17 protein-coding genes and 1 tRNA gene are annotated in these 19,500 nt (G+C 58.5%); 9 read left to right on the forward strand and 9 right to left on the reverse strand.

The annotated features are described in order from the left end of the window. The first annotated feature begins 1 nt into the window (after position 1). The 4 genes from ABEA08_RS16900 to ABEA08_RS16915 all read left to right on the forward strand — a co-directional run bounded on the left by ABEA08_RS16900 (position 2) and on the right by ABEA08_RS16915 (position 4,512). Complete coding sequence (locus tag ABEA08_RS16900) at positions 2-2,167, forward strand: S46 family peptidase (protein WP_345336554.1); 2,166 nt, start codon at positions 2-4, stop codon at positions 2,165-2,167. Between the two features lie 92 nt (positions 2,168-2,259). Then, positions 2,260-2,333: transfer RNA gene (locus ABEA08_RS16905), tRNA-Gly, on the forward strand. Positions 2,334-2,548: 215 nt separating this feature from the next. Then, positions 2,549-3,253: a hypothetical protein gene (locus tag ABEA08_RS16910; RefSeq protein ID WP_345336555.1), complete on the forward strand. Its 705-nt coding sequence runs from the start codon at positions 2,549-2,551 to the stop codon at positions 3,251-3,253. A 113-nt stretch (positions 3,254-3,366) separates the two neighbouring features. Beyond that, entirely contained in the window at positions 3,367-4,512 is a 1,146-nt protein-coding gene (locus ABEA08_RS16915) for a PilT/PilU family type 4a pilus ATPase (RefSeq protein WP_345336556.1), read from the forward strand. A 42-nt stretch (positions 4,513-4,554) separates the two neighbouring features. Here ABEA08_RS16915 and ABEA08_RS16920 read toward each other — a convergent pair whose 3' ends face one another. The 6 genes from ABEA08_RS16920 to ABEA08_RS16945 all read right to left on the reverse strand — a co-directional run bounded on the left by ABEA08_RS16920 (position 4,555) and on the right by ABEA08_RS16945 (position 9,465). Further along, positions 4,555-5,454, reverse strand: coding sequence for a 1,4-dihydroxy-2-naphthoyl-CoA synthase (locus ABEA08_RS16920; protein WP_345336557.1), 900 nt, complete (start codon positions 5,452-5,454; stop codon positions 4,555-4,557). Between the two features lie 86 nt (positions 5,455-5,540). After that, positions 5,541-5,945: a (deoxy)nucleoside triphosphate pyrophosphohydrolase gene (locus tag ABEA08_RS16925; protein WP_345336558.1), complete on the reverse strand. Its 405-nt coding sequence runs from the start codon at positions 5,943-5,945 to the stop codon at positions 5,541-5,543. A 363-nt stretch (positions 5,946-6,308) separates the two neighbouring features. Beyond that, entirely contained in the window at positions 6,309-7,439 is a 1,131-nt protein-coding gene (gene queG / locus ABEA08_RS16930) for a tRNA epoxyqueuosine(34) reductase QueG (RefSeq protein ID WP_345336559.1), read from the reverse strand. Positions 7,440-7,507: 68 nt separating this feature from the next. Beyond that, the gene (locus tag ABEA08_RS16935; protein ID WP_345336560.1) at positions 7,508-8,452 is read right to left on the reverse strand and encodes a DUF4097 family beta strand repeat-containing protein; all 945 of its coding nucleotides are present in this window, start codon (positions 8,450-8,452) and stop codon (positions 7,508-7,510) included. Positions 8,453-8,461: 9 nt separating this feature from the next. Next, positions 8,462-8,935 carry a hypothetical protein gene (locus ABEA08_RS16940; RefSeq protein ID WP_345336561.1) on the reverse strand — a complete coding sequence of 158 codons (474 nt, stop codon included), beginning with the start codon at positions 8,933-8,935 and terminating at the stop codon, positions 8,462-8,464. Then, complete coding sequence (locus ABEA08_RS16945) at positions 8,935-9,465, reverse strand: RNA polymerase sigma factor (RefSeq protein WP_425557379.1); 531 nt, start codon at positions 9,463-9,465, stop codon at positions 8,935-8,937. The genes ABEA08_RS16940 and ABEA08_RS16945 overlap by 1 nt, the downstream gene beginning before the upstream one ends. Before the next feature lie 198 nt (positions 9,466-9,663). On the opposite strand from ABEA08_RS16945, the gene ABEA08_RS16950 reads away from it, so the two are divergent. Beyond that, positions 9,664-11,019: a histidine kinase gene (locus ABEA08_RS16950; protein ID WP_345336562.1), complete on the forward strand. Its 1,356-nt coding sequence runs from the start codon at positions 9,664-9,666 to the stop codon at positions 11,017-11,019. Here the strand turns inward: ABEA08_RS16950 and ABEA08_RS16955 are convergent. Beyond that, entirely contained in the window at positions 11,003-12,505 is a 1,503-nt protein-coding gene (locus ABEA08_RS16955) for a GGDEF domain-containing protein (RefSeq protein WP_345336563.1), read from the reverse strand. The two genes, ABEA08_RS16950 and ABEA08_RS16955, sit on opposite strands and share 17 nt — an antisense overlap. 97 nt (positions 12,506-12,602) lie before the next feature. Here ABEA08_RS16955 and yfbR point away from each other — a divergent pair, with 97 nt between their 5' ends. Beyond that, positions 12,603-13,220, forward strand: coding sequence for a 5'-deoxynucleotidase (yfbR, locus tag ABEA08_RS16960; protein ID WP_345336564.1), 618 nt, complete (start codon positions 12,603-12,605; stop codon positions 13,218-13,220). Positions 13,221-13,303: 83 nt separating this feature from the next. Next, positions 13,304-14,209, forward strand: a complete 906-nt coding sequence (locus ABEA08_RS16965; protein WP_345336565.1) for a hydrogen peroxide-inducible genes activator — start codon at positions 13,304-13,306, stop codon at positions 14,207-14,209. Here the strand turns inward: ABEA08_RS16965 and ABEA08_RS16970 are convergent. Together ABEA08_RS16970 and mutH are read right to left on the reverse strand one after the other, a co-directional pair. Then, complete coding sequence (locus ABEA08_RS16970; RefSeq protein WP_345336566.1) at positions 14,157-15,203, reverse strand: adenylate/guanylate cyclase domain-containing protein; 1,047 nt, start codon at positions 15,201-15,203, stop codon at positions 14,157-14,159. The two genes, ABEA08_RS16965 and ABEA08_RS16970, sit on opposite strands and share 53 nt — an antisense overlap. Before the next feature lie 185 nt (positions 15,204-15,388). Continuing rightward, positions 15,389-16,057: a DNA mismatch repair endonuclease MutH gene (gene mutH / locus ABEA08_RS16975; protein WP_345336567.1), complete on the reverse strand. Its 669-nt coding sequence runs from the start codon at positions 16,055-16,057 to the stop codon at positions 15,389-15,391. A gap of 651 nt (positions 16,058-16,708) precedes the next feature. On the opposite strand from mutH, the gene rppH reads away from it, so the two are divergent. Then, positions 16,709-17,248, forward strand: coding sequence for an RNA pyrophosphohydrolase (gene rppH / locus ABEA08_RS16980; protein ID WP_345336568.1), 540 nt, complete (start codon positions 16,709-16,711; stop codon positions 17,246-17,248). Then, entirely contained in the window at positions 17,245-19,494 is a 2,250-nt protein-coding gene (ptsP, locus tag ABEA08_RS16985) for a phosphoenolpyruvate--protein phosphotransferase (protein ID WP_345336569.1), read from the forward strand. Before rppH ends, ptsP begins: the two co-directional genes overlap by 4 nt. Positions 19,495-19,500 lie beyond the last annotated feature (6 nt).

Below are 19,500 nucleotides of genomic sequence, written 5' to 3' on the forward strand. Positions count from 1 at the left end.
AATGACAAAAAGGATCCTCCCTCTGATCCTGGCGGTGGCCGGGATCCCTGGAGCGTTGGCGGTTGAGGGGATGTGGCAACCCCATCAATTGCCTGCTCTGGCGGACGACATGAAACAACTCGGGCTGGAGTTGGATGCCAACACCATGGCCGATCTGGGCGCCTTTCCTATGAATGCGGTGATCAACTTCGGTGGCTGCTCGGCCTCGTTTGTCTCGCCCAAGGGGCTGCTGGTCACCAACCATCACTGCGGCTACGGTGCCGTCCAATATCACTCCACCCCGCAGGACAATATTCTCCAGCATGGCTTTTTGGCCGATACCCTGGCCGACGAGAAGCCGCCGGTGCCCGGCTATAAGATCTGGGTGACCGAGTCGATGGTGGAGGTGACCGATAAGGTGATCGATCCCATCGGTCGTAAAGTGCAAGGCGCCGACTATTTCGACGCGGTGGAGCGCAATAAAAAGGCGCTGGTGGCCGATTGCGAGCAGCGCGAAGCGGTGCGCTGTGATGTGAAAAACTTCCACCACGGCGCGCGCTATTTCCTGATCACCGAGCAGGAGATCCAGGATGTCCGTCTGGTCTATACCCCGTCGATGTCGGTGGGCAAGTACGGCGGTGACATCGACAACTGGATGTGGCCGCGCCATACCGGCGATTTTGCCTTCTTCCGCGCCTATGTTGGGCCGGATGGCAAACCGGCGCCCTACAGCGACGACAATGTTCCCTACCAGCCCGAGCGCTTTTTGAAGGTGTCTGCGTCTGGCTTAGGCGACGGTGACTTTGTGATGGTAGCGGGCTATCCGGGCTCGACCGATCGTTACCGGACGGCGGAGGAGGTGGGCTATTACTTTGAGCATTACTATCCGGCGGCCCGGGAGCTGCGCAATGAGTTGATCGCCACCATTGAAACCGGCTCTGAGCCGGGCTCGGCGGAGCGGATCAAGTACGAAAGCACCCTGGCTGGGCTGGCCAACTATGCCAAGAACTTCCAAAGCATGGTGGAAAGCTATGGCAAAACCGGGTTTGGTCCGGCCAAACAGGCCCGTCAGGACGCGTTGTGGACGTGGGTACGCGGTGAGGGCGATCAGGCGGCGAAGTATGGCAACGTCAAGGCGGAGCTGGATCGGCTGATCGATCAGCAGTGGCAGCATCTGGAGCGGGATCTGATCTCCAGTTACTTCCGTTACAATCGCATGACCAGCACTGCGGCGACGTTATATCGCTTGGCCTTGGAGCAGCAGAAGCCGGATCTTGAGCGCAAGAAGGGCTACCAAGAGCGGGACATGGAGAACTTCGTCGCCGGCCTGAAGCGGATGGAGCGGAACTATGATCCGGCGGTGGATAAGGCGATCCTGCATCACCTGCTCAGCCGCTACGATGCGTTACCGCAAGCAGAGCGCCAGCCGGTGATCGATCGGATCTTTGGCCTCAACGGCGAGTCGGATCCGCAGGGGCTGATGACCAAGTTGGACGCCATGTATGCCACCACCCAACTGGGCGATCTCGATGCGCGCTTGGCGTGGCTCGAGCAAGCGCCGGACGCGTTTGAGCAAAGCGCCGATCCCTTCATCCGTTTTGCCGTGGCGAATGCGCCTCACGTGCTGGAGAAGGAGAAGAAGAGCAAGGACATCAACGGTGAACTGTTGAAGGTCCGGCCCAAGTACATGGCCGCCATCATGGCCTATCAGCAAAGCCAGGGGCTGCCGGTGTACGCCGATGCCAACTCCAGCCTGCGACTGAGCTACGGTACGGTGCAAGGCTATAGCCCGCAAGATGGCTTGGTGGCAACGCCGTTTACCACACTGGAAGGCTTGCAGCGTAAGGCGACCGGAGTGGAGCCGTTTGATGCCTCTGCCCAGCAGTTGGCCTTGATCAGCCAGCGTCAATATGGGCCGTACGCGGACAAAGCCGTCGGCTCGGTGCCGGTGAACTTCTTGTCGGATATCGACAGTACCGGCGGCAACTCGGGCTCGGCCACCATGAATGGTCGTGCTGAGCTGGTGGGGCTGCTGTTTGATGGCGTCTATGAAAGCATCATCGCCGATTGGGACTTCAATAAGCAGTTTGCCCGCTCCATTCACGTCGACAGCCGCTACATGCTGTGGGTCATGAAGGAGTTGGACGGTGCCGATAATCTATTGAAAGAGATGGTGATCGTCGATTGAGCTGGCTTCTGCCGGCCAATTGGTCAAACAAGCGGCAAACGGTTGGCTGGGGCTTGCCAAGGGCAGCCTCCAGCCAGTATGTTAGCTCTGTCGCGACCATCGTATAATGGCATTACCTTAGCTTCCCAAGCTAATGACGCGGGTTCGATTCCCGCTGGTCGCTCCAGAATTTGAAAACCCCGAGCCTTTGGCTCGGGGTTTTTGCGTTTCAGTCCCTTGTGCATTGAAAGCGAGGAAGTGTCAGTAAATGGCAAGGGGGCTGACAGGAGTGTAAAGACCCAGCGATCGCGCTCGCAGATCCTTGAGCGGCAATTATTTTGTCCGCGGTGGGCTCGATATACTTTGAACCCAAATCACCCCTATGTAATCAGAGCAGGCGATATGAGTCACAATAATCAATCGGTATGGCTTCGCGGCGCAAGCGCCATGTTACTGCTGGCCGGCGTCGCCGCGTGTCAGCCAGCGGAAGTGGCGCAGGAGTTGCCGCCTCAATGGCAGCACGCCCAATCTCAGTTGGATGACGTCAAGTCGGCCAGTGAGCACGATTACGTCTATCAGCTGGATGACGCCACACTGGTGTCCGCCTACAGCGCCATGCTGCTGAATTATCAATGTCATAGCCTGACCCGGAATGTCCAGGAGCGCCGTGAGATCGAGGCCAGAGCGGCGGAAGCGCTAGAGGACTATCGCCAAGCGCTGTTTACCGCCAACGAGTTTTCCCGTCAGCTTGGGTTGATGCAGATCAACCTGTTGCTGGAGGACAACCGCCTGCGTGGTGAGGGGCCAGATCTGGGGCTGCTGACCGAAGCACAACGCTCCCGCATTAACGGTTTCCACACCTTTGACGATGGCTTGATGGCGAACCCGAGGGACATTGATGCCAGCGTGATCCAGGCGGTGCAACAGTCCGCGCCACAGCATCCGGTGGCCCAGTTGGACTTTGGCACCATCGAGCTGGCGCAACGTTTCCGTACCTTGAGCGCCTATTGGCAGGCGATGGAGACCCACGGGGGGCTGGTTGAGCCAGACTGCGCCGAGGTTGAGGTGTTGCTCGCTCAGGTTGATGCGGCCATCGAAGCGCGCTAAGCCTTCGTTTATCGAGAATGAAAACAGGTGACTGCGGTTGCCTGTTTTTTTTTGCCGCGGCGGCAATGAGCGACCACACTTTCTACTCTGGCAAGCAAGGATAGGGTGGAGAGATGGAATTTCAGCAGATGTTGGCGCAGTTGGCGCAAGAGGACGGCTCGGATCTGTATCTGACCCATGGTGCGCCGCCCAGCGCCAAGTTTCAGGGTAAGCTGCGGGCGTTGGATGCGCCGAGCATGCACCCGGACGCGCTGCATCGTATCGCCCGCTCGTTGATGGACGATGAGCAATGGGCCGCCTTTGAGCGTGAACTGGAGATGAACCTGGCGCTGAGCCTTGAGGGGATCGGCCGGTTTCGTATCAATATCTTCCAACAGCGCAATGCGCTGGCGATCGTGGCGCGCAATATCAAGATGGAGATCCCCAGCTTCGATCAGCTACAGCTGCCCGAAGTGCTCAAAGAGGTGATCATGACCCAGCGTGGCCTGGTGCTGTTTATCGGTGGCACCGGCTCGGGCAAGTCGACCTCGTTGGCGTCATTGATCGATCACCGTAACCGCAACAGCGAAGGTCATATCATTACCATTGAGGATCCGGTGGAGTACGTGCACGAGCATCGGGGCTGTTTGGTGAACCAGCGCGAGGTCGGGGTCGATACCCGCAGTTTTCATGCCGCGCTGAAGAATACCTTGCGTCAGGCGCCGGACGTTATCCTCATTGGCGAGATCCGCGATCGTGAAACCATGGAGCATGCATTGGCCTTTGCCGAAACTGGCCATCTGGCGATCTCCACCTTGCACGCCAATAACGCCGATCAGGCGCTGGATCGGATCATCAACTTCTTTCCCGAAGAGCGTCGAACGCAACTGCTGAACGATCTGGGGAATAACCTTAAGGCGTTTGTGTCGCAGCGATTAGTACCGACGCTGGATGGCAAGCGCTGTGCCGCTGTGGAGATCATGCTGGGGACCCTGACCATCCGCGATCTGATCAAGCGGGGAGAAACCGGCGAGTTGAAGGGGATCATGGCCAAGTCGGCTGAGCTGGGGATGCAGACGTTTGATCGTGCCCTGTTTACGTTGTGCCAGCAGGGCCGGATCAGCGAGCAGACGGCGATGAAATTTGCCGATTCGCCAACCAACGTCAAGTTGGAGTTAAAGCTGGCCAGCGGTGAGCTGACGAAGGAGGTGTCCGGCGGTGGCGCCGGCTTGAGTCTAGAGCCGTTGTTGCAAGGGGATGAAGCGGAGGAGACTGGCTAACATCAGCAGGCCCGCACTGGCGGGCCTGCTGGTTGGGACGGCTCAGTAGTGCCACGGGAACTGAGAGAAGTCCTGATCGCGCTTTTCGAGGAAGGCATCGCGGCCCTCTTGCGCTTCGGCGGTGCCGTAGGCTAAGCGGGTGGCTTCACCGGCAAACAGTTGCTGGCCGACCAGACCGTCGTCCGGCAGGTTAAAGCCGTACTTGAGCATGCGCATGGCGGTCGGGGATTTGCTGTTGATCTCTTTGGCCCAGCGCAGCGCTTCGGTTTCCAGCTCGCCGTGCTCCACCACCTTGTTGACCATGCCCATCTCAAACGCTTCTTGGGCGCTGTAGTCAAAGCCGCAAAAGAAGATCTCACGGGCACGCTTCTGACCGATCATCTTGGCCAGGTAGGCGGAGCCGTAGCCGGAATCAAACGAGGCGACATCGGGATCGGTCTGCTTAAACACTGCGTGTTCCTTGGAGGCCAAGGTCAGATCGCAGACGACATGCAGACTGTGGCCGCCGCCAACCGCCCAGCCGGGCACCAGGGCGATCACCACCTTGGGCATAAAGCGGATTAGGCGCTGTACTTCGAGGATGTGCAGGCGACCCATGCGGGCAACGTCGGCGGTGCCCTCTTCGCCTTCGTATTTGTAGCCATCCTTGCCGCGAATGCGCTGATCGCCACCGGCGGAGAAGGACCACTGCCCCTTCTTGGAGGGACCGTTGCCGGTGATCAGCACACAGCCAACATCAGACCACTGACGGGCGTGATCCAGCGCGGTATACAGCTCATCGACAGTCTTCGGACGGAATGAGTTCAGGCAGTCCGGGCGGTCAAAGGCGATGCGCACCGTGCCCTGATCTTTGGCGCGGTGGTAGGTGATATCTTCAAAATCGAAACCGGCAACGGTTTCCCACAGTTCGGATTGGAACGGATCGGCGACGGTCTGAGTCATGGGGGCCTCTGCGAATGAAATGGGTCTGGGCGCAAGGCTAGGTAGTTGCCGCTGGCGCGTCAACCTAGCGCAGATATTTACTTGATCTATAACGATGCATTGCGGTGCTTTTGCAGCAAGGCATCGAGCAGTGGCAGATCGGCAGGTGCCAGTGTGGTGCGATCGATCTGCTCCGGGCGCAACCATTGGTATTGGTCGTGGCTGCCGGTCAGTTGGATGGGTTGCGGCTGCCAGTGGCACAGGTAGCCATGCAGGTTAACCTGTTTGTCGCCATAGTGGTGCAGGCTGCTGGCCAGATAATGGCGCACTTGGATGGAGACACTGAGCTCTTCGGCGATCTCGCGCTCGAGGGCTTGCTGAGGGGATTCGCCGGGATCGATCTTGCCGCCGGGAAACTCCCAGTATCCGCCCTGACTCGCGTTAGGGTGGCGCCGGGCTAACAGAATGCGGCCTTGATCACATAACAAGGCGGCAACCACTTCGAGGGTCATGTTTTACTCCAAAAGTGATAAAGTTCGATGAAATGCGTGACAGCGCCGAGTGATCGACTTTGCAAACGCCTAAGCATGTCATAACGCGCGGCAGAACGACGGGGGCAACGCGATTGCAACCGGCTCGCTCGCGCTGGCGGGTTTGAATCGCAATCGCCAAAGTGCCATCTTGTGCAGGTGCACGTTCGTGGCTCGATGCACCCAACCTATCGGGTCGATTCGAGCGTGTCCTTCACCCGGCCCGGCAGACGCCGGGTTTTTTTTGACCGGCTGTGCGTGGGCGCTGAGGCAGGGAGCGTACCCTGTCACGCGCCGATAAACAGAGCGAGCTGGCCAGGTGTCCGCTGCTCGCGGACATCGAGTTCAAGCATCCCGCGGCAAGCCTTTTTCGACCACTCGGATCAGGCGTTGTTGGCGGCGGCTGCTCGCTGACACGCCCAGGCGCTGTTGCGTCAGGGCCCACTCGATGTGCTCATCCACCATGGCGTCAACCCGGCCTAACCCTTGCTCAAGCGCGCGCTGGATGGCGGGATCCGCCGGCGCGTTGCCCAAGGCGACAGCCAGATTGCGTTGCCAGCGACGATAGCCGATCCGACGAATGGGCGAGCCTTCGGTTTGTTTGAGAAAGTGTGCCTCATCCCAGTGCCACAGCGTCAGCAGATCCGGTTGTTGCAAGGCGGCTCGAATGTGAAAGTCGGGCTCTGCGGTGATGGGCGCTTCACGGTTCCAGGGGCAGACCAACTGGCAGTCGTCACAGCCGTAGATCCGGTTTCCCAGCGCCGGGCGCAGGGCCACGGGGATGGGCTCATCCGATTCGATGGTCAGATAGGAGATGCAGCGGCGGCCATCGACCACGTAGGGCTCCACGATGGCGCCGGTGGGGCAGGCGGTGAGGCAGGCGGTGCAGCTGCCGCAGTCCCCTTCATGCGCGGTATCCACCGGCAAGGGCAGGTTGACCAAAAGTTCGCCCAGAAAAAACCAGCTGCCAGCCTTGCGATTGAGCAGCAGTGAGTGTTTGCCAACCCAACCCAGCCCGGCATTGCGGGCTAGCGGGCGCTCGAGCAGTGGCGCGGAATCGACAAAGGGGCGAAAGGCCAGCTCTGGCAGGCCACTTTTGATGCTATCCCCTAACTTCTTGAGCCGATTGCGCATCAGCTTGTGGTAATCCCGTCCGCCAGCATAGCGGGAGATGTAGCCTTTATCCGGCTGCTTTAGCGTTTGAGCAAACTCCGCGTTGGGGGGAAGGTAATCCAGCGCGACGGTGATCACCCTTAAGGTGCCCGGCAGCAGTTGATCCGGCTGGCTGCGCATCGCGATATTGCGCGCCATGTAATCCATACCACCATGGTAGTTACGGTCGAGCCAGTCTTGCAGGCGGGGCTGCTCCTCGGTGAGATCGAGGTCAGCAATGCCAACGGCGCAGAAGCCGGCCGCGAGGGCGTCGGTTTTGATCTGTTCGGCGATCAATGCCCAGTCATGAGTAGAGTTGTTCATGGCGGCAAGGGTAGCAAAGAGCAGCGGCCGCTCCCAAGACTTTACGCTGGGCGCGGCCCGTTTCGCCGTTACTTGTACAAACCGAGCGTGCCGCTCACGGTATTGAGTTTGATGATCCGATCGGGCTGCGCTTGATTGAGCTGCAGTGATTGATTGCGGCCGTATTTGCTGACGATGGGCTGTTCCTGGCTCCAGCGATTGGTGATCTTGCCGCCCGGCCCGGTATTGGCCATCACTCGATAGGGGGGCGTTGGCGCGGTGCTGAGTTGAATATCGCCGCTGACGCTGTCGGCGCTTAGGACAAACTCGGGTTGCGCGGTTTGCCACTCGAGTGTGAGATCACCACTGACGCTGCGGCCTTTTAGCGCTTCGAGTGCGTCGATCTCTGCGGTGATCTCGCCGGAAACGGATTCCAGCTCAAACATCCCACTGACCCGCGCCAGAGTCATGTCCCCGCTGACACTCTTGAGTTTGAGTTTGCCTTGGGCGTCCTGAACCTCAATGTCGCCGCTGACGCTTTCGGCCCAGATCTGAGAGCCGACTTGGGTGAGCTCAATGTCGCCACTCACGCTGGTCAAGCGGAAGTCGCCTTGGCTGTCATTGAGGCTGAGATCGCCGCTGACGGTGGTGGACTCGAGCCGAGTGAGGGCCGATGCGGTCAGATCGGTGCTGACGGACTTGAGCCGCACCTCGGCCCGAGAGGGCAGTCGGATAGTGAGCTTGCTGTGATCTGCGGCGTCCTGATTCTGCCAGTTTTGCGGCAAGATCACCTTGATCAGCAGCTGATCTGCTTGCTCGACAAACAGGAACTCGCTGGCTTCCTTATCCAGCTGGCCCTGGATCTGCACGGCGTCGCTATCGCGGCCAACGAGGGTGAGCTCTCCGCGCGGTACCTCGATCAGGATGGGGCGTGGCTCGGGCCACGACAGGGTTTGATCGATCGATTGCGCCAAGGCGCTTAGTGAGCTTAGTGAGCTGAGTAGCAGGAGTAGGGTCAGGATCCGTGTCTTCATTAGGTGCTCCTATAGGGCCTGGTAGCCGAGGGTGGGGTGAGTGATAGGCTGCGTCATCAATTCAAGTTCACGCTGTTGGGTCCACAGCAGCAACTCGAGCAGGGCGAGGTTGTCCGGCTGCATTCGGATCGCCTGCAGCAATTCTTGCGAGCCGCCGCGTAGGACTTCAATGTCGCGGTGTGAGGCTGAGTGCAGCCGGGGTAAGCGATGGCTGAGCTGATCCTGCCGACGTTGATGTTGCCGCTCTAGCATGGCAAGCACCTGCTCGGTGTCCCAGCTGGGGGACGCCGGCGTTTGCCAGCTCTGCGGGGGGAAAAGCGTACCGAGTAAGAACCCCAGCAGCAGGCACGCTGCCAGTGGCCAAGGGGCGGGACGGCGCGTAGGGACGGCGGCGGGCGCGATGCGCTGGGCGATCCCTGGCCAGAGATCACGCTGAGGGGTCAGTGTCTTTGGCAGGTGTTGGCCAAGCTGTTCCAGATCCATTACAGCAACTCCTTCAGTTGTTGGCGAGCGCGGTGGTAGTGGGCCTTGCTGGCGCCTTCGCTGATCCCAAGCAGCTCCCCGATCTCGGCATGGCGATAGCCCTCGATCGCGTACAGGACGAAGACTTGGCGGGGGCGGGGCGGCAAATGAGGCAGCGCCCGATCCAGCGGCTGCAGAGCGGGTTCGGGAGCGCTGGACTCGGGTTGGCCATCAAGCGGCAAGAGGCGGCGCCACCAGCGCTGTTTATGCTGGTGATTGAGGGCATGGTTGAGCGCAAGCCGGTGCAGCCAGGTGCTGAATCGAGCCTCAAAACGGTACTGAGGCAGCTTCTGCCACAGGCGGATAAAGATCTCCTGGGTGGCGTCTTCCGCTTGTCCCGCCTGACCACACAGGCGATAGCACAGCGCAAAGATCCGGCCGTGGTGACGTCGGTACAGCCGCTCGAAGGCAGCGGTATCGCCGCGTTGCGCGCGCGCGATCCAAAGCCCTTCGGTGTCCGGCTCGTCTGTCTCTTGGGGGGCTGGCAGCACGATTGATCCCAATGGTGGTGTGTTGCCCAGTTTGACAGAGGATGTTGGCAAAAAGGTTTAACCTGGTGTGATTTTTTCTCTCAGTCGGGCTTTTTAATCACCAAGTCATGGAAAGGTGATCCGGCTCTCTGGTGGCTGGTGAGGCGCGGTGGCAAACTGTGCGACTTTTCGTCACCGCCTCAAAGGGAGTGTTGAGTAGTGAAGTCCATGCGTCGGCAGATCTTTGGATGGTTAGTCATGTTGCTGCTGCTCAGCAGTATGATCGGCTCAGGGTTGGGCTTCTGGATCAATCAGCAGAACATGGCGCGTATGCTCGATAGCACCATCGCACAGCGTACGCAATTCGCCATCGGCAGCCTAGAGGTGTGGCACGATGCGGGCAACAGCGGCGATGGCTTGCAGCCCATGCTGGCGATGTTCAATCGTTTGGGGCGTCCTGAGCAGTATGGCTGGCATCTGGCTGGCCTTTCCGATCCCAATGTTCCCTTGATTTGGGGTCAGGTCTGGGTGCGGGGGCAATGTCAGCTGACGTTGACTAACCTGCCTTGCGATCAAGCCCCTCCTCTGACCAGCCTAAAGAGTGGTTTTGATTTCCTATGGGTTGGTGATAGCCAATGGCGCACCTTTTCTGCTTACTCGGTGCAAACCGATATCTGGTTTCAGTTGGCCTACCCGGCCCATCTGCCGCGGGAACGGGTCTGGGCTAGCTTTGTTGAATTCCTCCAACGCTTTGTGTTCCTTTGGTTTGCGCTCACCTTGGCGTTGGCCTTGCTCGGGGTGTCTCTCGGCTTGGCCCCCCTGCGCCGTTATGTCGATGCGCTAAAGCAGGGAGCCGCATCGACGGCGATCAAGCCCGAACATCTCCCGACGGAGTTGCGCGAGATCCAGCAAACCCTGCAGCAGCTAGAACAACAGCATGACACCCAGCGGCAGCACCAGTCAGCGCAGTTTCGGGCGGTATTGGATAAACTGTTTGGTTGCGCTGAGCAGCTCGAGGCGGCGGTAGCGGAAGGCGAGTTGGGTCAGACTCGCGCCCGACATTTGACCCAGAAGATCGCCCGCGAGTTAAAGCAATCCCAACTGAGGCTGGAGTTAAATGAGCCACAGTCGACCGGTGTGGCTTGTCTTGTCTTGGACCGGCAATTGCAGGCTGCGGTGAAGCGGATCTCGCCTCTGTTGCACAAGCGTCGATTGTCCATCCCGCCGCCGGAAGTGACCACAGGGTGCGATCTGATCATTTCCGAGATCGCCCTGCAGATCCTGCTGGATGCGCTGCTGGAGCTGGCCATTCGTCGCTCTCGCCCAGGCCAGACGCTTTCACTGAGCTGTGGCTGTGAAGGGCAACGCGGCTGGATCGAGGTGGCCGATCAGGGCCCGGCACTGTCTGAAGAGGCGCTCAGCCGACTATTGAGGCTGGCTCGGCACGACAGTGAGTTGGTCTTGGTGCCTCAGATCCTGGACGCCTATGGGATAGAGCTGCGCTCTGAGCATCACGCCGTACGACAGCGTAATCGGCTGATCCTGTCCTTTGCCCGGTTCAATGAGGGGCACTAGTCGTGGTGGGGACGGCGAGTGCCGCGGCGTGGCTGGCGCATTCGATCCGGTTGCGACCGCGCTGCTTGGCAAGATAGAGCGCATTATCTGCCTGCGTGTGCAGTAACTGACCGTCGGTTTGATGGGTCAGGCTGGCGCAGCCAATGCTCACGGTAATGTGCAGCTCTCCCCGACTGGTCTGGAAGGGTTTTGCGGCGATATGGGTGCCGATCACCTCGGCGACATGCAAGGCGCCTTGCTCGTTGGTGGAGGGCAATAACACCGCAAACTCTTCCCCGCCGATCCGACATAGGGCGTCGGCTGGCCTACGCAGGCTGTAATAGAGCCGCCGCGCCACTTCTTGTAGCACCTCATCACCGATCGGGTGACCATAGCTGTCGTTGACGCGTTTAAAGTGGTCGAGATCGATCATCAACAGTGCCAGCGGAGACTGGTCTCGAGCGCTGCGCGCCGTTTCTCTCGTGAGCTGTTCATCGAAGTAGAGCCTATTGCGCAATCCGGTGAGCGCATCCACCCAGTTTTTTTCCTTTAGTAGCCTATTTTGCTGAGATAGCTCAGTAAGTTCGCTCTGCAATTGGGTCAGGCGTTGCTGATGTTGGTTGAGGTGTCTTTGTTTACTGCTCAGATAGAGCTGCTGCGTGCGCCGCTGGCTTTCGAGTTGTTGCCGCACCGGAAAGAGCAATTGACTCAGTTGCCAGCTGAGCAGCAAGAGTGCGCTCAGCGCGGGGGCGAGTTGCAGCCGAAAGAGCGGCTCCAATGTGAGCAAAAGCAAGCAGAGCAGGCTCACTCTGGCGCTCAGCGATGCTGGCGTCTTGACCAGTTGCCACTGCAGGTATAAGGCCAGTCCCGTTAGGCAGAGGTAGGCCACGGCCGTGGGGCAGAGCCAGCCGAACAGACAGAGCAGCAATAACACGCTTTGTTGCCAACGTGCCGGTGGGGGGCGTTGGAGCAGGAGGGCGGCTGCGAGTAGGGCGCTGGCGCCGGCGACGGGCAGCAACAGCGCGGCAAACAGCAGCAGGGTGAGCAGTAATTGCGGTGCTAGGTGGCGGTGAGCAAACAGCAGATAGAGCAGCGCTTGCATGCCGAGTAAGGTCAGTGTGCTGCCGAGCATGAAAAAGGCTAAGGGCGCGCCGTGCCACCAAAATCTCGGTGGCTCAGTCGTTTGCCAATGTAACTCAGCGGTGCCTTCGCCCTGAAAGAGCAAGGTGTGCCAGGGCTGTCGCCAGCGGGAGTGCCAGGTTTGTTGCCATAGGATCTGTTGCTGCTGTTGGAGTGTCAGTTCGATCGACTGATGGCTGAGCAGGGCAACCTGTTGTTGCGAACCCAGCTCGACGACTTTGGATTGGGACACGGCAAGCGACAGCCCTTCCTGCTGGGTCCAGGACAGTTGGGTGACATCGGAAAACTGGATGATGAAGAGCGTCAGCGCAAGACTGGCTATCCCTACGGTTAGCCAGCGGCGCCAACTTTGCGAATGTCTGTCCATAGATCATCCCGCGGTCGCTGTATCTATCTTCTTTTTAACATTTACCGTTGGCCATAACCAGTTTACGCTGACGATTGGATCGCTATGGAGGTGGATGATGCAACCGGTCTTTTTCGCTTTGCTGTCAAGAATGCAGAACGTGCACCGTTGGGGGAAGTCGAACCCGACGCGAGCCGAAAACGTGGCGGAGCACAGTTTTCAGGTGGCTCTGTTTGCGCATGCTTTAGGGGTGATCCGCAATCGGATCTTTACCGATGAGCCGGCGGTGGATGAGAACCAGTTGGCGGTGATGGCCCTATTCCACGATGCGCCTGAGGTGCTCACCGAAGATGTGAACAGTGGGGTGAAATACTCCGCGCCGCGGATGTTGGCGCTGTGTCGGGAGATGGAGGCGATCGCCTCGACATTGATGCTGGGTACCATCCCACAGCCGTTGCGCTCCAGTTATGAGCCATTGATCGGGCACGAATCTGAGGGCGAGTCGGCGCAGTTTGTGAAAGCGGCCGATCTGTTGTCCGCCTACACCAAGGCTTTGTCGGAACTGCGTGCGGGCAATACCGAATTTGAGGGGACTGAGCGCAAGGTGCTGGCGGCATTACACCCTTACATCGAGCGGATGCCGGAGGTGGCTTGGTTTATGGCGAACTTCGTACCGGCTTTCCATATGACCATTGATGATCTGGTCGAGGCGGCCTTTGAGCCTCGCACGGTTTAGCGCAAAGTGTGATCTGGATCGAGACGCCTCTAGGTTGAATGTGAGATAAACGGGTAAGTTACCCATTCTTAATCGGATCTATTATGAGCAAGCTTCCCAGCTTGAAGAATTTGTATTACTTGGTGCAGCTGCACCGTGAGCAGAATTTTAACCGTGCGGCGAAAGCGTGCCACGTGAGTCAATCAACGCTGTCATCAGGGATCCAGAATCTAGAAGAGCAGTTGGGCGGGCAATTGATCGAGCGCGATCATAAGTCCTTTATGTTTACGGCGCTGGGCGAAGAGGTGGTCGGCCGTTCCCGCCACTTGTTGGCGGAGGTGCAGGAGATGACGGATCTGGCCCGCTGTGCGGGCGAGCCCATGGCCGGCACCATTCGCTTGGGCTGCATTCCGACCATTGCCCCGTTCTTGCTGAACCGGGTGGTGAAAGAGGTGGGACAGCAGTTCCCAAGCATGAGTTTGCTGCTGCGAGAAGACACCACGGAGAATTTGATCGCGGCGCTGGGCAGCGGTGAGCTGGATCTGTTGTTGCTGGCGCTGCCGGTGGACACCAGTGGCTTCCATAGCATGTCGGTGGGGATCGATCCCTTCAAGTTGGTGGCGCATAAAGAGCAGCCGATGGATGGCGCCATCGAGTATGAGCAGATGCCGGATGAAAGCATCTTCTTGCTGCAGCGTGAGCATTGCATCACGGGCCACGCTATCAGTGCGTGTGAGATGCAGAACAGTACGAAGATCAACCCGTTTGCTGCCACCAGTTTGCATACCTTGGTGCAGATGGTGGACTCCAAGCTGGGCACCACCTTTTTACCACAGATGGCGATCGATGCCGGGATCCTTAATGGGACGGATCTGCAGGTGTATCAACCGCCGGGGGAGGCGCCTTATCGTGAGATAGGCTTAGTGTGGCGTCAGACCTCAAGCCGCTTGCGGACCTTCAGGACCTTGGGACAAATGATCCAGTCCCTGTTACCGACGAAGGCGGACTGACCACCGCAAAGACATCGATCTCATGCTGCTTGCCTTTGAGCCGCATGGGGCCGATGGGCTCAAGTTGATACTTGCCGTTTTCCCCCAGCCATTGCTGGACCTGGCCGGAGATCAGCAGGTTTTTCTTGAGGGGGCCGCATTGGTCCTGTAACCGAGCTAGGGTGTTTAACACATCAGAGAAGTAGCTGATCTCCTGCTTGTTCACTCCGACCACGGCCGCCATCACTTTGCCGCCGTGCACCGCCCCTTTAAAGCGCGGCAGGAAGCCGTATTGCTCCTGAAAATAGTGGCGGTTCCAATACAGCATCTGGATAAACTCATGATAGAGGTCCAAGCTGCGCTCCATCTCCCGCCCGGGCTTGATCTTCCAACTGATCATCACCGCATCACCAATATAGCGATAGATCTCGCCGCGTTGTTGTTGCACGCAGCTGGACAGCAGATCGAAGCAATCTTGAACCAGACGGCTGAAGCGATAATCTCCCAGCGCCTCGGCATGGGCGGTGGAGCCCACCATGTCGATAAAGAGGAAGACCCGTTGTTCCTGCCGCGGCCTGTGGTACTTACCCAGTCCCATATTGATCAGGTTGCGTTGGCCAACCAATAACACCATCTGCTCAAGGAAGGCCAGACAGAGGCGCACCCAAACCAGATACAGAACCAAGGATTGGGTGGAGGGACTGTTCAGCAGACTTTGGGTGAGTCGATTGTATTCAACATCGAGATGCGGCGCCGGTGTCCAAGTGTTGATCCACAGGGTGATCTTGATCAGCAGCATAGCGCCGATCAGCAAAAACAGTCCCTTAAAAGAGACGATCACCATGTAACTCATGCGCCGGATCGGACTGGTGGCACTGATCAGGTTGGACAGCCAATGCAGGCAGCCGAGAATGGTGCCAAGGTAGAGGCTCAGGGTGAAGGTATCGGCGCTGGTAACCACCCAGCCGGGCGCCTCCGTGTTTTGGGCATACCGGAAGGCGACAAATACGGCCATTGCGAGGGTCCAAGCGACCACGGCAAAGGCAAATTTTCTTAGTTCATGACCTGCTTGCAAGATAGGGTACTGCTGTATCGCTTATGGCTGGGGGGTGTATGACGTAATGACGCAGGATCATAATCAATTCGGCTCAGTTCATCCAGTGACCGAGTTTATGGAACGGGAATGAAAGCTGACAGAGATCAAAGAAAATGCTTCTGTAGAATACGGTGGGTAAAGCGGCTTCGCAAGTAAAACCCCCTCGGTTGGGCCTGGATCGTCCTGCCGTCGGGGCCGATGGCGTCCGTTAGCACCTGCCGATTGGCGGCTTTGGGGCGTAACTGCAGCACTTCACCTTGATGTGCCGTGATCTGCTCTACCCGGCCGAGCGCGACCTGCTCGGTCAGTTCCTCCCAGTCGCGCTGCAGCAGGGCCATCTCGTCGGGATCGGGTTGCCACAACAAGGGCATGCCAATGTGGCGCTGCGCCGGCGGTACGGCGCGATCGCCTTGTATCGGGATCCACAGGACGCAACTGAGCTTGTGAAAGACGACCGAATCTTGCCAACGTAGCCCGCGCAGCCCGGTCAGCGGACACACACAGATATAGGTCGACTCCAGCGGTGCCCCTTGTGCATCGACGGGAATGGTTTTGAGTTCCACACCAAGCTGGGGGAAGTCAGGCTCCGGCCGTGAGCCAGCACTGGCACCGAGCCAATGTTCCAATAACTGACCGGTCCAGCCTTTGTGGCGGCGAAAGTTTTGTGGGGTTTCGAGCGCGAGGGTGTCCGCTAACTCACCCAGTTGCCAGCCCGCGATGTGGTAAGCGCGTTCAAGCAACTGGTCAATGGATTCGGGGGGGAGAATGTGCATCGGCGCAGTATAAAGGCTTCTTGATGAAAGATCAGGGCGGGCGTGTTGAGCCGGGCCGGAACACAAAGGGTTGCTTAAAAAAGCACCAGTGTCATCTGTGCAGGTTATCAACAGTCATGCGTGCGAGCTACTTCTCTGTTAAATAAGGATAAATTTATGCGTTTCAGCGAAGAGCGGGGCAAAAGCTAAGGGGTTGTCCGGAAGCTCCATTGCTTTATTCACAGCACAATCCACAAGATGTTGGGATAACTTTCAATATTGCGTCAATATAGCTGATCATTGGTCAGGTAATGGCAAGCAAAACACACTTTTTGTGGATAAAGTTTGCATCGTTATGGGATCTATCGCGACAGAACCGGCTGTTGTATATTTGACCGATCTAAGTGTTGGATGGAGGGGGGGATTTTGTCTGTTTTGTAAGATCATGTTTTTGCTGGATTTTGTTGGTGGTGGTCGGCTGCGTTGCGCCACTGTCACGGGGAGATAGCGGCATATCTGAATAATTCTCACAGTTATGCACTTGGTTATCCACAGAGACAGTGGATATCTTCTGTTTATAACTCTGAGCGACGGACTGTCCATGGGGTGTTTGCTGCCGCTGTGGCTTTATGGAACAATCCCAACTAGTTACGAATTTTATCGGATAAGCTTGTGATCGATAACGACGGCTTTCGAGCCAATGTTGGGATCATCATCTGTAACCGACAGGGTCAGGTGCTGTGGGCCAGACGATTTGGTCAACACTCCTGGCAATTTCCTCAAGGTGGCGTCAATGAAGGCGAAAGCCCTGAGCAAGCGATGTATCGCGAGCTGTATGAGGAAGTCGGGCTGAAAAAAGAGGATGTTCGGATCCTGGCCCGCAGTCGCTCCTGGCTACGCTACCGTTTACCTAAGCGCTTGGTGCGCCAAGACAGTAAACCGGTATGCATAGGTCAGAAACAGAAATGGTTCCTGTTGCAACTTCAGGGCTCTGAAGCGCGCATCAATTTGGCCGCTTGTGGTCATCCGGAGTTCGATGACTGGCGTTGGGTCAGTTATTGGTACCCGGTGAGGCAAGTGGTGTCCTTCAAACGTGAGGTCTATCGTAAGATCTTAACGGAATTCATCCCGACGGCTTTGTGGGGTCAACAGCCAGTCAGCAAAGGGAGGCAGGACGCAACGCGCCATCGGCGCCGGCGTCGCAATCGATGATCCATACTCTGCGCCACATCGTCCAGCGGGTCTCGCAAGCCGAATCGGTCGAGCAGTCGGTCGACCAATTGGTCAAGCTGACCCGCGATGCGATGCAAACCGACTGTTGCTCGCTGTACTTGCAGGATGATAGCGGCCTAGTGCTGTGTGCGACGGAGGGATTGTCGCCCGATGCCGTCGGCCGCGCGCGTTTGCAGTTGGGGGAGGGGATCGTTGGTACGGTGGCGCAGCGTGAGGAGATCATTAACCTGGCCGATGCGCCAACCCACCCTGCCTTTAAGCGTCTCCCCTTGGCCCAGGAGGATGATTTTCTGGCCTTTCTGGCCGCGCCGTTGATCCATCGACGAAATTTGGTGGGGGTGCTGGTGGTGCAACAACGCATCGCCCGTCAGTTCAGCGAAGAAGAAGAGTCTTTTGTCATTACTCTGGCGTCACAGTTGGCACCGGAGCTGCGCGAGCGCGCCTTGACCCGAACCTTAACCCAGCGACAGCGCCATTTCTCGGCGTTAAGCGCGGCGCCGGGGATCGCCATGGCGCCGGGTTGCCTCGCCCGCCCCAGAGTCAGCCTTGAGCAGTCGCCGCGACGCAGTACCCTTCCCGAGCAGGAGTGGCCTCGACTGCAGGCGGCTTTGGCACGCTCCAGCTCGGAGTTGGAGCTGTTGGCGACGCGGTTGGATCGGGAGTTGGGAGATGAGATCCTGCAGATCTTCGACAGCTTTCAGTTGTTGTTGGCCGACAAAGGCTTACAGCAGGGGCTGCAGCGCCTCTGTCAGCGTGGCTGGAGCGCTGAGACCGCGGTATGTAAGGTGGTGCTGGAGACCATAGGTCGCTTCGAGGCGATGGAGGACGAGTACCTGCGGGAGCGGGCCAGTGATATCCGCGATCTGGGGCAGCGGGTGTTGGAGCAGTTGGCGCGGCCTGCGGATGTGGGCAGTCGTTGGCAACAGCCGGTGATCTTGGTCGCGCGGGAGATCAGCGCCACCATGCTTGCCGAGGTGCCGCCACAATATCTGGCGGGGATCATCAGCCTGCGCGGCGGGGTTAACTCGCACGCCGCGATCTTGGCGCGGGCGATGGGGATCCCGGCGCTGGTGGCCGTGGATGGCGTTCGGCTGGAACAGTTAGCCGACAAACCTCTGCTGCTGGATGCCATGGCGGGCCAGTTCTGGCTCGAGCCGGAAGCGCCATTGCTGCAGAAATATCAGCAGATAAAACGCAATCGCGAGCGGCGTCAGGCCGATCTGCAGTTGCGGCTGGATCAGCCCTGCGTCAGTTTGGATGGTCAAACGGTGGCGTTGCAGCTCAATGCCGATCTGAAGTCGGAAGAGGACTCCCTTGAGCGTCAAGGGGTGGCGGGGATCGGTCTGTTTCGTACCGAGGCGCTGTTTATGTCGTACAGCCAGTTTCCGACCGAGCAGCAGCAGGAGCGCTTCTATCGGCAGATCCTGCAACAAGCCGGGACGAAGCCGGTGGTGATCCGTACCCTGGATGTGGGGGGCGATAAGCCATTGCCTTATTTGCCGTTGCGTGAGGATAATCCGTTTCTTGGCTGGCGTGGTGTCCGCCTGACTTTGGATCATCCCGAACTGTTTTTGGGGCAGCTGCGTGCCTTGATCAAGGCTGATCAGGGCTTGGGGAATCTGCAGATCATGGTGCCTATGGTGTCGCAGCTTGATGAGATCCGCCAGTGTCGGCGTTTATTGGCTCAGGCTGTGCAGGAGCTGAGCGAGGAGCTGAAGGTGCCGGTGCGCAGGCCGCCGCTGGGGATCATGGTCGAGGTGCCGGCGGCGGTGTTTCAATTGAGCAACTGGCGCTCGGAGCTCGACTTTGTTTCGGTTGGCAGTAACGATCTGACCCAATATCTGTTGGCGGTCGATCGCAACAACGCGCAGGTGGGCGAGCAATACGATGCCTTTCATCCGGCGGTGGTCTCGGCGCTGGATATGGTGGCGCGGCAAGCGGGCTCACTTCGCTTTGGCTTGTGTGGGGAGCTGGCGTCTGAGGTGCCGGGGGCGTTGCTGTTGCTGGCGCTTGGCTATCGCCACTTGAGCATGAATGCCAATGCACTGGGCGTGGTGCATTATCTGGTGCGACACCTGGATCTGTCGACCTTAGGGCCATTGCGCCTGGCGCTGCTGTCGGCGAACGATGGCGCAGCGGTTCGTGCCTTGCTGACGGATTGCTTACAGCAGGGGCAGTTGGCTAAGCTGGTGCCGTTTCATTCCGGACCGCAACCCCAGGCATAAGCCATT

The sequence above is a fragment of the Ferrimonas pelagia genome (genome assembly GCF_039543565.1).
Lineage (GTDB): Bacteria > Pseudomonadota > Gammaproteobacteria > Enterobacterales > Shewanellaceae > Ferrimonas > Ferrimonas pelagia.

Bases quoted from the DNA above. Each gene is read 5' to 3' on its own strand.
- yfbR (WP_345336564.1), top strand. From the start codon at position 12,603: ATGCAACCGGTCTTTTTCGCTTTGCTGTCAAGAATGCAGAACGTGCAC.
- ABEA08_RS16925 (WP_345336558.1), bottom strand. From the start codon at position 5,945: ATGACCCTCGAAGTGGTTGCCGCCTTGTTATGTGATCAAGGCCGCATT.
- ABEA08_RS16965 (WP_345336565.1), top strand. From the start codon at position 13,304: ATGAGCAAGCTTCCCAGCTTGAAGAATTTGTATTACTTGGTGCAGCTG.
- ptsP (WP_345336569.1), top strand. From the start codon at position 17,245: ATGATCCATACTCTGCGCCACATCGTCCAGCGGGTCTCGCAAGCCGAA.
- queG (WP_345336559.1), bottom strand. From the start codon at position 7,439: ATGAACAACTCTACTCATGACTGGGCATTGATCGCCGAACAGATCAAA.
- ABEA08_RS16935 (WP_345336560.1), bottom strand. From the start codon at position 8,452: ATGAAGACACGGATCCTGACCCTACTCCTGCTACTCAGCTCACTAAGC.
- ABEA08_RS16920 (WP_345336557.1), bottom strand. From the start codon at position 5,454: ATGACTCAGACCGTCGCCGATCCGTTCCAATCCGAACTGTGGGAAACC.
- ABEA08_RS16900 (WP_345336554.1), top strand. From the start codon at position 2: ATGACAAAAAGGATCCTCCCTCTGATCCTGGCGGTGGCCGGGATCCCT.
- ABEA08_RS16910 (WP_345336555.1), top strand. From the start codon at position 2,549: ATGAGTCACAATAATCAATCGGTATGGCTTCGCGGCGCAAGCGCCATG.
- ABEA08_RS16955 (WP_345336563.1), bottom strand. From the start codon at position 12,505: ATGGACAGACATTCGCAAAGTTGGCGCCGCTGGCTAACCGTAGGGATA.
- ABEA08_RS16970 (WP_345336566.1), bottom strand. From the start codon at position 15,203: ATGGCCGTATTTGTCGCCTTCCGGTATGCCCAAAACACGGAGGCGCCC.
- mutH (WP_345336567.1), bottom strand. From the start codon at position 16,057: ATGCACATTCTCCCCCCCGAATCCATTGACCAGTTGCTTGAACGCGCT.
- ABEA08_RS16940 (WP_345336561.1), bottom strand. From the start codon at position 8,935: ATGGATCTGGAACAGCTTGGCCAACACCTGCCAAAGACACTGACCCCT.
- ABEA08_RS16915 (WP_345336556.1), top strand. From the start codon at position 3,367: ATGGAATTTCAGCAGATGTTGGCGCAGTTGGCGCAAGAGGACGGCTCG.